The 12,645-nt window shown below is 67.0% G+C and carries 13 protein-coding genes; 5 read left to right on the top strand and 8 right to left on the bottom strand.

Annotation, left to right across the window (positions count from 1 at the left end; all coding sequences use genetic code 11):
• Positions 1 to 23: 23 nt before the first annotated feature.
• Positions 24 to 1,235, bottom strand: coding sequence for an NADP-dependent malic enzyme (locus P3L18_RS02970; RefSeq protein ID WP_276113195.1), 1,212 nt, complete (start codon positions 1,233 to 1,235; stop codon positions 24 to 26).
• Positions 1,236 to 1,458: 223 nt separating this feature from the next.
• Here P3L18_RS02970 and P3L18_RS02975 point away from each other — a divergent pair, with 223 nt between their 5' ends.
• Complete coding sequence (locus tag P3L18_RS02975) at positions 1,459 to 2,109, top strand: GntR family transcriptional regulator (RefSeq protein ID WP_006372381.1); 651 nt, start codon at positions 1,459 to 1,461, stop codon at positions 2,107 to 2,109.
• Entirely contained in the window at positions 2,106 to 3,389 is a 1,284-nt protein-coding gene (locus P3L18_RS02980) for an MFS transporter (RefSeq protein WP_265077441.1), read from the top strand. Before P3L18_RS02975 ends, P3L18_RS02980 begins: the two co-directional genes overlap by 4 nt.
• On the opposite strand, the gene P3L18_RS02985 is transcribed toward P3L18_RS02980, so the two are convergent.
• From P3L18_RS02985 to P3L18_RS03005, 5 genes are all read right to left on the bottom strand, one after another.
• Positions 3,359 to 3,814 (bottom strand): MarR family transcriptional regulator, encoded by a 456-nt coding sequence (locus P3L18_RS02985; protein ID WP_020172446.1) that lies wholly within the window; start codon positions 3,812 to 3,814, stop codon positions 3,359 to 3,361. The two genes, P3L18_RS02980 and P3L18_RS02985, sit on opposite strands and share 31 nt — an antisense overlap.
• Entirely contained in the window at positions 3,807 to 5,255 is a 1,449-nt protein-coding gene (locus P3L18_RS02990) for an MFS transporter (RefSeq protein ID WP_079931201.1), read from the bottom strand. Before P3L18_RS02990 ends, P3L18_RS02985 begins: the two co-directional genes overlap by 8 nt.
• Positions 5,256 to 5,343: 88 nt before the next feature.
• A complete protein-coding gene (gene galE / locus P3L18_RS02995) occupies positions 5,344 to 6,363 on the bottom strand; it encodes a UDP-glucose 4-epimerase GalE (protein ID WP_276113196.1) in 1,020 nt (339 codons plus the stop codon).
• Positions 6,364 to 6,438: 75 nt separating this feature from the next.
• Positions 6,439 to 7,335 carry a pyridoxamine 5'-phosphate oxidase family protein gene (locus tag P3L18_RS03000; RefSeq protein WP_079931202.1) on the bottom strand — a complete coding sequence of 299 codons (897 nt, stop codon included), beginning with the start codon at positions 7,333 to 7,335 and terminating at the stop codon, positions 6,439 to 6,441.
• Positions 7,335 to 7,811 carry a VOC family protein gene (locus P3L18_RS03005; RefSeq protein WP_276113197.1) on the bottom strand — a complete coding sequence of 159 codons (477 nt, stop codon included), beginning with the start codon at positions 7,809 to 7,811 and terminating at the stop codon, positions 7,335 to 7,337. Before P3L18_RS03005 ends, P3L18_RS03000 begins: the two co-directional genes overlap by 1 nt.
• Before the next feature lie 128 nt (positions 7,812 to 7,939).
• Here P3L18_RS03005 and P3L18_RS03010 point away from each other — a divergent pair, with 128 nt between their 5' ends.
• The gene (locus P3L18_RS03010; protein WP_276113198.1) at positions 7,940 to 8,494 is read left to right on the top strand and encodes a CGNR zinc finger domain-containing protein; all 555 of its coding nucleotides are present in this window, start codon (positions 7,940 to 7,942) and stop codon (positions 8,492 to 8,494) included.
• Between the two features lie 18 nt (positions 8,495 to 8,512).
• Here P3L18_RS03010 and rfbB read toward each other — a convergent pair whose 3' ends face one another.
• Complete coding sequence (gene rfbB, locus P3L18_RS03015; protein ID WP_079931209.1) at positions 8,513 to 9,517, bottom strand: dTDP-glucose 4,6-dehydratase; 1,005 nt, start codon at positions 9,515 to 9,517, stop codon at positions 8,513 to 8,515.
• 104 nt (positions 9,518 to 9,621) lie between these two features.
• Between rfbB and rfbA the strand changes: the two genes are divergently transcribed.
• Both rfbA and rfbC read left to right on the top strand, forming a co-directional pair.
• On the top strand, positions 9,622 to 10,500 hold the full coding sequence (gene rfbA / locus P3L18_RS03020) for a glucose-1-phosphate thymidylyltransferase RfbA (RefSeq protein ID WP_276113199.1): 879 nt from the start codon (positions 9,622 to 9,624) through the stop codon (positions 10,498 to 10,500).
• A complete protein-coding gene (rfbC, locus tag P3L18_RS03025) occupies positions 10,497 to 11,117 on the top strand; it encodes a dTDP-4-dehydrorhamnose 3,5-epimerase (protein WP_276113200.1) in 621 nt (206 codons plus the stop codon). Before rfbA ends, rfbC begins: the two co-directional genes overlap by 4 nt.
• A 16-nt stretch (positions 11,118 to 11,133) precedes the next feature.
• Here the strand turns inward: rfbC and P3L18_RS03030 are convergent, their stop codons facing one another.
• The gene (locus P3L18_RS03030; RefSeq protein WP_276113201.1) at positions 11,134 to 12,486 is read right to left on the bottom strand and encodes a M1 family metallopeptidase; all 1,353 of its coding nucleotides are present in this window, start codon (positions 12,484 to 12,486) and stop codon (positions 11,134 to 11,136) included.
• Positions 12,487 to 12,645 lie beyond the last annotated feature (159 nt).

A 12,645-nucleotide genomic window follows, 5' to 3' on the forward strand; every position in this document is an offset into this window, starting at 1 on the left:
GGCGAAGTTGTCGGCGCGGAGGGTCAGTCCTCGGCGTTCGCCGCTGCCGCGACGGCCGCGGCCACTGCCGGTGCGACCCGCGGGTCGAGCGGGCTCGGCACGATCTTGTCCACCGCGAGGTCCTCGGCAACAACCGACAGAATCGCCTCTGCGGCAGCCAGTTTCATACTCTCGGTGATGCGGGTGGCACCGGCGTCGAGCGCCCCGGCGAACACCCCGGGGAAGGCGAGCACGTTGTTGATCTGATTCGGGAAGTCGCTGCGCCCGGTGGCGACGACCGCGGCGTGCTTGGCGGCGATCTCCGGGTGGATCTCCGGGTCCGGGTTGGACAGCGCGAAGATGATGGCGTCGTCGTTCATCGACGCGATCACACTCTCGTCGATCGTGCCCGCCGACACCCCGATGAACACGTCCGCGCCGGCGAGCGCCTCGGCCGCACCGCCGACGAGTCCGCGTGGGTTGGTGCGCGCGGCGAGATCCTCCTTGAACTCGTTGAGACCGTCGCGGCCCTCCGACACGATGCCCTTCGAGTCGAGCACGACGACGTCGGAGATCCCGGATGCGAGAAGGATGTTGGCGCACGCGACGCCGGCGGCGCCGGCACCGGAGATCACCACCCGCAGGTCGGTGAGCCCGCGGTCGAGCAAACGGACCGCGCCCTTGAGCGCGGCGAGCACGACGATCGCGGTGCCGTGCTGGTCGTCGTGCATGACCGGGCAGTCGAGGGCCTCGATGACGCGTCGTTCGATCTCGAAGCAGCGCGGCGCGGAGATGTCCTCGAGGTTCACCGCACCGAAGCTCGGGCGCAGACGCACCAGCGTCTCGACGATCTCGTCGGGGTCCTTGGTGTCGAGGACGATCGGGATCGAGTTGAGCCCGGCGAACGTCCGGAACAGCGCCGACTTGCCCTCCATCACCGGCAGCGATGCGCGCGGACCGATGTCGCCGAGCCCCAGGACCGCCGAGCCGTCGCTGACCACGGCGACGAGTCGATCGGTCCAGGCGTATTTGTTGACCAGCTCGGCTTCGGTGTCGATCGCGCGCGAGACCTGGGCCACGCCGGGGGTGTAGGCGATCGACAGATCTCGCTGGGTCTGGATCGGGGAGCGCAGTTCCACCGAGAGTTTGCCGCCCACGTGGGCCAGGAAGATCTCCTCGTCGGTGATCGGATGATCGGCGATGGTCGGTTCGCCGATGCGGTGTGCGGTGTTGTCTTCCGTGCTCGTCACGGTCATGTCCTCCTGCTCGGGTGGCGACGACGCCACCGGCTGTGAGCGCGAATCGGCGACGATGACGATCCGGCGCGTGGACCGCGCGGTCGTGTGGACCGGCCGCGGGATGACTGAAAGTCTCCCACTCGCGCATCACTCCCCGGTCACAGTGGTCCGGGTGCGGTGATCCAGGCAACAAATCGGTGGTGGCTGCTGTGGTCCGGCGGCTAGCATGCAACTTGTGTCTATGTTGTATTCGTCTGCTGCCTCGGCCTCCGATCGGGTGTATGACGAGGTCAAGGAACTGATCCTGACCAACGAGATCTCCGGCGGCGAGCTGATCAGCGAGGGGGAGGTCGCCCAGCGCTGCGAGGTCAGTCGCACCCCGGTCCGCGAGGCCTTCCTGCGTCTGCAGGCCGAGGGGTGGATGCGCCTCTATCCCAAACGTGGGGCCCTCGTTGTCCCGGTGACCGACCGCGATGCCCGCGACGTCGTCGACGCCCGCCAACTTCTCGAGGGCCATGCGGTGCGTGCGGTGGTCGCCGCCGATTCGGCGACGACACGACTCGTCGAGTCGCTGCGCCGCAATCTCGAGGAGCACCGGCTCGTCGAACACGACGACATCGCCCGGTTCTCGCGGGTCGACGCCGAATTCCATCAGCACATCGTGGCCGCCGGTGACAACGCGCTGCTCGCCGGCTTCTTCACCGGCCTCGGCGAACGCCATCGCCGGATGACCACCACGAGCGTGCGCCGCGACCCGGCGATCGCGCAGAGCATCCTCGCCGACCACGCCGAACTCCTCGTTCTCATCGAACGCCGCGACGCCGACGGCTTCGACGCCGCGCTGCGCCGTCACCTCAGTGACGTCCACGACCTGCCGGGGGATCCGCGATGACCCTGACGACCACATCGACCACCGCTCCCGAGGGCATCGCACGCCGCGCCACCTGGCCGGCCGTCGCACTCGCGGTGTTCGCCTCCGCCTGGGGCGGAAACGAATTCACGCCACTGCTGGTGATGTACCGCCAGAGCGGCGAGTTCTCCGCCGTGGCCGTGGATGCGCTGCTGTTCCTCTATGTTCTCGGCATCGTGCCCGCGTTACTCATCGGCGGACCGCTCTCGGATCGACTCGGTCGCCGACCACTGATGTTGCCCGCACCGATCTTCGCCGCACTCGGCTCGCTGCTCCTGGCGTTCGGCGCCCATTCGATCGCGCTGCTGTCGGTGGGGCGGGTGTTCAGCGGTGTGGCCCTGGGACTTTCGATGGCGGTCGGCGGTAGCTGGATCACCGAGCTCAGCGTCCGCGCCGGTGACCGTGCGGCCGCGGGCGCTCGACGCGGCGCCATGAGCCTGACCGCGGGCTTCGGCGTTGGCGCGGGCGTCGCCGGTGCACTCGCCCAATGGGCACCGTGGCCGCACGTGCTGGCCTATGCGGTGAACATCGCGATCGCCGCCATCGCCGTGCTGCTGATCCTGCGGGTTCCCGAAACCCGCGAGCGACAACAGAATCCGGGGCGGCTCGTCGACGATCTGAAGATCCCGTCGGCCGGGCACCGACGGTTCCTGCTCGTCGTGTTACCGGTGGCGCCGTGGGTGTTCGGTGCGTGTGCCACGGCATATGCGGTGATCCCGGCGTTGATGTCGGTGCGCACGTCCGGTGCGCCCATCGCCTTCGCCGCGCTGTGCTGTGTCCTCGGACTGGCCGCCGGTTTCGGTATCCAGTCGGTGGGGCGCCGCATCGACGACCCCGACGGTGTCCGCGGGGTCGTCAGCGCCCTGGTGGTGCTCGCGATCGGAATGGGCTTGGCGGCGTTGGCTGCTCACGTGTTGACGATCTGGCTGTCCCTCGTCGCCGCGACCGTGCTGGGCTGTGGATACGGCATGGCGATGATCGCGGGGCTGTTGGAGGTCCAGAGGATATCCGGTCCCGAGGACCTGGCGGGTCTGAGCGCGGTGTTCTACGGCGTCACCTATCTGGGTTTCGCGGTCCCGGCCGTGTTGGCCTGGCTCTCACAGACATTCGGCGCCCTGACCTATCCGGAGATGTTCCTGTTCGGTGTGGGGGCGGCACTGGTGTGCCTGGCGATCGTGGGGGTCGGTCACCGGATGCACCGGCCCGACCTCGACGATCGTGCGGCAGGCGATCAGGCGGGCGACGCGGGTTCGACTCCCTGACCCAACGCTGCACGCAGGCGGCGGAGCTGATCGGCGTCGAGTGAACGCAGTTGTGGCGGAGCTGGATCGGGGACGGCCGCCACGACGTCGAGCACCGCGCGCCCGGCATCGGTCAGGTGCACGTACTTGCACCGTCGATCCTGCTCGGTGACCTTGCGGACGACGTAGCCCGCCGACTCGAGGTCGGAGACCGCCACCGAGACCGCGGGCGGATCCATCGTGGCCGCGCGGGCGAGTTCCTTGAGCGGCGTCGGTCCCTGTGCCACCCGTCGGAGCACCCGGATTCGGCTGAACGGCAAGCCGGTTGCCGCGACCACGTCGCGACGCCACGGGTCGCGGGAGTCGAAGACGAGGGTGATCATCGCCTGCCAGACGTCGTCGACGAGGGCGTCGATCGTCGTCGCATCCGTGTCGTGATCAGACATCGGCGGTCTCCGTCTCGATGAGGCGTGCCGAGACGTCGGCGGCGGTGTTCTGCGCCCAACGCGTCGTCGACACCAGCCCCAGGACGAAGATGATCGCGCTGAAGATGACCACCAGAATCCACATCGGGTGCATGTCGTCGGTGAACTCCGGCCCGATCCCGGACGCGGCGACGCCGGTGATGCTGCCGGCCAGTGCGACTCCGATGCTCACGCCGACCTGTCGGCTGGTGGAGGCGACCGCCGACGCGGCGCCGGCGCGATGGCGCGGCATCCCGCTGACCGCGGAGTTGGTGATCGGCGCGTTGATCGCACCGAAGCCGATGCCGAAGATGGCGAAGATGATCCCGATCGTCACCAGCGAGGTGTCCCGCTCGATGGTCGTCAGCAGTGCCGAACCGATCAGCATGGCGATCCCGGCCAGCATCAGAGACGGTCGGGTGCCAAAGCGCCCGACGGCACGTCCGGACAGTGGCGAGAGGATCAACACCGCCACGGCGGGCGGCAGTAACATGGCGCCGGTCTGGATCGCGGACAGGCCGCGAACGTCCTGCAGGTACAGCGACATCAGGAACAGGAACGCACCCCAGCTCGCGAGTGCGCAGACCGCGATCAGCGTGGCCGAGGAGAACGGCACACTGCGGAAGAACCGCAGGTCGATGAACGGATCGACGTGGTGCCGTTCGGCGATCAGGAAGCCGACGAAAGCCAGTGCGGCAACAGCGAATACGGCGATGGTTGCCGGTGAGCCCCACCCCTGGACCGGGCCCTCGATCAATCCGTAGACCACTGCGGCGAGGGTGATCACCGCGAGCACCTGCCCGATCGGGTCGAGGGTTTGCATCACCGGCGAGCGTGATTCGGGCACGAAGATCGCGGTCAGCGCGATCGCTACGGCGCAGATCGGTAGGTTCACCCAGAAGACCGCGCGCCAGTCGATGAGATCGATGAGCACGCCGCCGATCATCGGGCCGATCGCCATCGAGATGCCGACGACGGCTCCCCACATGCCGATGGCCCGAGCACGTGCCTTGGGCTCGACGAAGACCTGGGTGATGATCGACATCGCGACCGGGTTGAGCATGGAGCCGCCGATGGCCTGCAGGGCGCGGGCGACGACGAGCACCGCCACCGAGGGTGCAAGACTGCAGGCCAGTGAACCGCTCGCGAAGACCGCCAGCCCGGTCTGGAACATGCGTTTGCGTCCGTAGCGGTCGGCCGTCGCGCCCGAGAGCATCAGCAGGGCGGCAAGGACCAGCGTGTAGATGTCGAGGACCCATTGCAGTGATGACACCGACGCACGCAATTCGGTGCGGATCGACGGGAGCGCGACGTTCACGATTGTCGCGTCCATCGAGACGATCAACAGGCTCATGCAACACGTCGCCAGGATGATCGTCTTGTGGCGCGGGGTCAGCTCCGCCGCGGAGACGCTTGTGGACATACAAAGATTGTAGAACTACAAGTATCTGGGGGTGAGTCTCTCATTCCGGACATCGGTTCCGTTGAGGTCGACGCCGGTGAACTCGTGATCAGGCTTCGGGATAGCCGTTCGGGTTGTTCGACTGCCATCGCCAGGTGTCGGCGCACATGTCGTCGATCGTCTTCGTCGCATACCAGCGCAAATCGGCGTTGGCGCGCGACGGGTCGGCGTAGGAGGCGGCGATGTCACCGGGGCGTCGCGGGGCGATCTCGTAGGGGATTTCCCGGCCGCTGGCCCGCTCAAAGGCCTTGATCACCTCGAGAACCGAAGTCCCTTGGCCCGTACCGAGATTCCACACCGACATCGGCTCGCCGTGGCTGCCGACGCGTTCGAGTGCCGCCACGTGACCGGCTGCGAGATCGTCGACGTGGATGTAGTCGCGGACACCCGTGCCGTCGGGAGTGGGGTAGTCGTCACCGAACACCGACAACTTCTCGCGTCGCCCGACGGCGACCTGCGCGACGAAGGGCATGAGGTTGTTGGGGATGCCGGAGGGGTCCTCGCCGATCTGTCCGCTGGGATGCGCGCCGACGGGGTTGAAGTAGCGCAGTGCCGCGATCCGCCACGACTCGTCGGACGCGGCGACGTCGCGCAGGACCTGTTCGATCATCACCTTGGTCCACCCGTACGGGTTGGTGGCCGAGGTCGGCGAGTCCTCGGTCATCGGCAGGACCGGCTCGGCGCCGTACACCGTCGCCGACGACGAGAACACCAGTGTGTGTACATCGTGGCGGCGCATGGCGCGTAGCAGCGAGAACGTCGAATCGAGGTTGTTCTGGTAGTAGTCGAGCGGTTTGGCGACCGACTCGCCGACCGCCTTGAACCCCGCGAAATGAATGACCGCGTCGATCTGCTCACCGGCGAAGAGATGTTCGGTCTTGTCGTAGTCGGTCAGGTTGAACGCATGAACCGGCAGGTGGACCCCGGTGAGCGCCTCGAGCCGACCGATCACCGTCGGTTTGGCATTGGAGAAGTCGTCGACGATCACCACATCGTGGCCGGCCTCGACGAGTTTGATCACCGTGTGGGAGCCGATGTAGCCGGCACCGCCGCTGACGAGTACGCGCATGAGCACCACGGTAGAAGGTCGGCCTGGGAAGTGCTCGTGCGGCCGGTGTGTGCTGGATGTGTTGCACCGGCTCGGTCAGTGGTCGCTCGTGACCGCGATCGACGCCGGGGAGTATTCGACCGGACCGTATCGCCACGGCAGCACCCCGGTGCGGTGCACGACGTGGCCGACGGTGATCTCGACGGTCCGTTCGTCCGGCGTCGCATACCGCACCGTGGCGCGGCCGGTGATCTGCAGCAACGCACCCGTATCGAAGTCGGGGACGGTCAGTCCGGCGCGGTCGTCGAGTTCCAGGTTGCCCAGGCTGTTGAACATGGCGTTGCCGGGATGATCGTCGAAACGGATGACGGTCCCGTCGGGGCTGCACTGCAGGAAGCCGGGCATCCCGCCGCGATGCGAGCAGTCCGCCCCGAAGCCGGGTGCGATGGTCGCGAGGACGGCGGTGTCGGCGCGATCCAGTAGCTCGATGTCGGCCTCCGTCAGGTGCGCGGTGTCGGTGCGTGTGGTCGGCACGACGGGGTCGGTGCCGACCGCCGGTCGGTGTGGTCGACTCTGAATGTACTTGGGGCAGTTGGCATAGCACTGGTCGACGTGAACGCGTATGCCGTCGGTGTCGGGGTGGACGGTGCCGTTGATGCGCGCCCGTCGGCGCCGGGTGAGGTCGATGGCCAGCAGCCCGACCTCGGATCCCGCGTCGAGGTCGCGCAGGGGATCGTCGGCCGCCGGATACGGCAGGTGCAGTGTGGTGTCGTCGACGACCTCGATCAGACCGGCGTCGCCGAGGAGTGTAGACGCCCAGATGTGTTGTGCCGCATCCGCACCGCTCAGGTGAATCCATGACTGATCGGCAAGGAAGCCGATCAGCGGTGTCGGCATGCTCGATCGGATGGTGCGTGCCATGCGGGCGCCGGCCGCGGCCAGGCCGGCGCTGCGTTGGGCGGCCAGTTCACCGGCGTGGAAGCCGGTGGCCATCAGAAGAAACCGCAGCTGGGGGTGCCGTCGTCGCGGGTGGGATGGATCTGCGCGCCCTCGGCGGTGCAGATCTCGATCCGGATGCCGTCGGGGTCGGTGAAGAAGATCCCGCCGGAGGTCATCCCGGGCATGTGCGCGAGGATCTCGTCATAGATCAACGGCACGTCCCGCGAACGCAGGAATGCCTGTGCGGCTTCGACATCGGAGATCGAGGGCACGTTGAAGGCGAGATGGTGCAGACCGGCCATGGCCGTCGGGAATTCGTCGGCGCTCTGCTGCCACAGCGTCAGGATCAACTCGGCGCCGCGCCCGAGGAACGCGAATTCCCGTCCGGGCTCGTCGCTGCGTCCCAGCACGTCGAAACCGAAGATGCCCGAGTAGAAATCGACCGATCTCGCCAGGTCGGTGACGTTGAGCGCGACGTGTCCGGTCGCGGCCACCTGCAGTGGTGAGGTCTCGGATGTGGGTGCGGACATGATGCCTCCTGGCTGGTCACCGTCGGCGGGATGCTGCCGGTGTAACTGTCTAAATGACGTTAGGGGGTTAGTGGTCGTGGCGCAAGGGGGTGTGCGCACAAGTGCCGACCCGCCTTTACCCTGGGATCATGACCTCGCAGGCCGATCCACGCCCGCTCCTCGGCGAGCCGCTCCCGCTGGATCTTCTCGACACCCATTGGATCGAGGGTGGCCGCCTGCAGGATCTGCTGGAAACCGTTGGCGGCGTCGAGATCTGGCTCCGTTCGGCGATCATCGACGAGCGGTACCGGCCGGAGCGGGCCGAAGCGGCGTTGCGTGCGGCGTTGTGTACGACGCGGGAGGCGATCGCCTCGGTGGCCCGGCGGCCCGCCGAGGAAGAATCTCGTTCAGCGCTCAATGACGTTCTGGCCCATGGGCATCGCGAGCTGTCACTCGGCGCCGACGGGGTACACGACGAACTCGTCGTCGACGATCCGGCGTGGACGGTGCCGTGGCTCGCCGCCGAAGGCTATCTCGACCTTCTGGCGCGGGTGCCCGACCGGATTCGGCAATGTCAGCACCCGCAGTGTGTGCTCTGGTATCTCGACACCAGCCGTTCGGGGACGCGGCGGTGGTGTTCGATGGCGATCTGCGGCAACCGCACCAAGGCGCGACGGCATCAGCAGGCGCAGGCCGGGAGCTGACCGAGACCGCGCGTCGGGCTATCCCAGGATCTTCTCGGTGACCGAGTACTTCTGTTCGGCGCTCGTCTTGGCCGCACGCCACCAGTCGGGATGCTCGCGATACCAGTCGATCGTTGCCGCCAGTCCGGAGCGGAAGTCCACATACTGTGGCCGCCAACCCAATTCGGTGCGCAACCGCGTGGAGTCGATCGCGTAGCGGCGGTCGTGGCCGGGCCGATCGGTGACGAAGTCGAACGCGTCGCGCGGTTGCCCGAGCAACTCCAGGATGGTCTCGACGACGGTGCGGTTGTCGACCTCACCGTCGGCGCCGATGAGGTAGGTCTCGCCGATACGGCCGGCGTCGATGATGGTCCACACGGCGTCGTTGTGGTCGTCGACGTGAATCCAGTCGCGCACGTTGCGTCCGTCGCCGTAGAGGCGGGGCCGCACCCCGGACAGGACGTTGGTGATCTGACGCGGGATGAACTTCTCCACGTGCTGATACGGCCCGTAGTTGTTGGAGCAGTTCGACAGCGTCGCGGCCACGCCGAACGAGCGCACCCAGGCACGAACGAGCAGGTCGCTGCCGGCCTTGGTGGAGCTGTAGGGGCTCGACGGGTTGTAGGGGGTCTGCTCGGTGAAGCGTGCCGGGTCGTCGAGTTCGAGGTCGCCGTAGACCTCGTCGGTGCTGATGTGGTGGTAGCGCACCCGGTGTCGGCGGACCGCCTCGAGCAGGGTGTAGGTGCCCACGAGGTTGGTCTGCACGAAGGCCGACGGATCGGCCAGGGAGTTGTCGTTGTGCGATTCGGCGGCGAAGTGCACGACGAGGTCGGAGTCGGCGACCAGCCGTTCGACCAGCGGGGCGTCGGCGATGTCGCCTTCGACGAGCTCGACGGAGTCGGCGACCGGCTCGAGAGTCGCGGGATTGGCGGCGTAGGTCAGCTTGTCCAGCACCCGGATTCGGGCGTCGGGGCGATTCTCGACGGTGCGCAGCACGAAGTTCGCGCCGATGAATCCGGCGCCCCCGGTGACCAGCACGCGCATGTGAGTCGAGCCCTTCGGTGTCGGAGACAGATGACGATGCAGACGATGATGACGCTGTAGAGGATACCGAGAGAGTCCGACTTCGGCCCGCTACCCTGGCACCCATGCGCGGGATCATCCTGGCCGGGGGCACCGGCAGCCGGCTCCACCCCATCACGCAGGGGGTGAGCAAACAGCTGGTTCCCGTCTACGACAAGCCGATGATCTACTACCCGCTGTCGACGCTGATGCTCGCCGGCATCCGGGAGATCCTCGTCATCACCAACCCCACCGACGCCGACGCCTTCCGTGGGCTGCTCGGCGACGGCAGTCAATTCGGCGTCGAGCTGAGCTACGTGACGCAGCAGTCGCCGGACGGACTCGCGCAGGCGTTCACCCTCGGCGCCGAGCACATCGGCGGCGATTCGGTCGCCCTCGTCCTCGGCGACAACATCTTCTACGGTCCCGGACTCGGTTCGCAGTTGCAGGGATTCGGCGACGTCGACGGTGGGGCGATCTTCGCCTACTGGGTCGCCGAGCCGGGTGCCTACGGCGTCGTCGAGTTCGACGAGTCGGGGACGGCGATCTCGTTGGAGGAGAAGCCCGCCGCACCGAAATCCAACTATGCGGTTCCGGGTCTGTACTTCTACGACAACGACGTCGTCGAGATCGCACGGGGGTTACGGCCCAGTGCGCGTGGAGAATACGAGATCACCGACATCAACGACCACTATCTGCAGCGCGGCAAACTCAAGGTCACGGTGTTGCCGCGGGGTACCGCCTGGCTCGACACCGGCACCTTCGATTCGCTGCTCGATGCGGGTAACTTCGTGCGGACCGTCGAACAACGGCAGGGACTCAAGATCGCGGTGCCCGAGGAGATCGCCTGGCGTCGTGGATATCTCGACGACGATCAGCTCGCGGCCCGGGCCGAGCAACTGCGCAAGTCCGGCTACGGCGACTATCTGTTGGACATCCTCGCCCGCGGAAAGGGATTCGCATGAAGGTCCGAGAACTCTCGATCGCCGGTGCCTGGGAGCTGACCCCGGTACTGCACGGCGATGCGCGCGGGGTGTTCACCGAGGCGTTCAAGGCCGACGTCCTCGCCGAGACCATCGGGCACCGCTTCGACCTCGCGCAGGTGAACCTGTCGGTGTCGGCGGCCGGGGTGTTGCGCGGCGTGCACTTCGCCGACGTCCCGCCCGGACAGGCCAAATACGTCACCTGTGCCACCGGCGCGATCCTCGACGTGATCGTCGACATCCGAATCGGCTCACCGACATTCGGTACCCACGACACCGTCCTACTTGACGACGTCGACCGCCGCGCGGTGTATCTGTCGGAGGGGCTGGGCCATGCCTTCTGCGCGCTCGCCGACAACTCCACCGTCACCTACCTGTGCTCGACGGGCTACAACCCCGGTGCCGAACACGGGATCAACCCGATGGACCCCGAACTCGGGATCGACTGGCCGAGGTTCGCCCGCGACGGCAGTCCACTGGTCTACGAACTGTCCGCGAAGGACACCGCGGCCCCGGGTCTGGGTGCCGCACGTGCATCCGGTCTGCTGCCGCAGTTCGACGACGTCGAGGACTACGTGCGCGTGCTGCGCGAGAAGTGATCTCACGCAACGGCGTTCAGGGTGTGGGGTAGGCCGGTAGCTCCGGGGTGAACAACCACCGTTGCCACAGATCCTGCAACGGCGTCGGGGAGAAGTTGGCGGCGAGGGCGATGAAGTCCTCGGTGGTCACCGATCCGTACCGGTACTTGTCGGTCCAGCGGTGCAGCAGGGCAAAGAAGTTCCCGTCGCCGATGGTCAGTCGCAGAGCGTGCAGCGTGATGGCTCCGCGCTTGTAGACCCAGTCGTCGAACATCTTTCGCGGTCCGGGGTCGGCGAGTGCGACGCGCACCGGACTCGCGGCGAGCTTGGCGTAGTAGTGCCGGGCCCACTCGTCGGCACTGCGGCCTCCCGAGCGCTGGCTCCACAACCACTCGGCGTAGCAGGCGAATCCCTCGTGCAGCCAGATGTCGCGCCACCGCGCCAGCGTCACCGAGTTGCCGAACCACTGATGCGCGAGTTCGTGGGCGACCAGTCGCTCCGAGCGCGAGGTGCCGTCGCAATGGTTGGCACCGAATGTCGAAAAGCTCTGCGCCTCAATGGGGATCTCGAGCGGATCGTCGGTGACGACCACGGTGTACCGCGGAAACGGATACGGGCCGAACATCTCGACGAACGCCTCGACCATCTCTACCTGCCGGCCGAAGTCGATGTCGAGATTGCGGGTCAGTCGCGGCGGGAGCACCGCGTCGACCGGAATCGGCTTGGTGGCCAACGACACCTTCTTGTAGGGCCCGACCTGGATGGACGCCAGATACGTCGACATCGGCTCGACCTGTTGATAGACCCAGGTGGTCTGGGCCGCGCGTACGCGTTTGGATTCCAGGACGCCGTTGGCTAGGGCGTAGTACGGGCTGTCGGTGGTGATCGCGATCCGGTACGTGGCCTTGGCGAGCGGATGGTCGTCACAGGGGAACCACGACGCCGCACCGTTGGGTTGGTTGGCGCACAACGCACCCTCGGTCAGTTCTTCCCAGCCGACCTCACCCCAGGCGCCGCGGATCGGCCGCGGTGAGCCGTGATAGCGCACCACGATCGTCATCGCGCCGCCCGGCGGAATCGGCGCGGCCGGGGTGATCGAGAGTTTCTTGTTGCGGTGCGAATAGCGCACCCGCTTGTTGTCGACGGTGACGCGCGAGACGCTCAGCGTTCCGGCGAGATCGAGGGTGAAGCGCTGGAGGGCGACGTAGGACGTCGCGGTGAGCGTCGCGGTGCCCTCGAGTCGGTTACTGGCGACCTTGTACTCGAGTTCCAGGTCGTATCGGGAGATGCGGTAGCCGAGGTTCCCGTTGTCGGGGAGGTACGGGTCCAGTTCGTCGGCGGGTGATCCGAGGAGGGGCTGTCGCGATGCCTTGACCGACTTTCCCCGCACTCAACATCTCCCTCGTCCTCGGTGGCGTGTCACATGGTCGGTCCGGTTCTCCGGGCACGCGGGCGTCGCGGGTCGGTCACGGGCTGATTGCGATGGACTCGACCGGGTGACGATCGCGTGTCGGGCCACCTGTTCGAGCACCGACCGTGCGGAAACTCA

This window comes from Gordonia sp. N1V, from assembly GCF_029269935.1.
GTDB classification, from domain to species: Bacteria; Actinomycetota; Actinomycetes; order Mycobacteriales; family Mycobacteriaceae; genus Gordonia; species Gordonia polyisoprenivorans.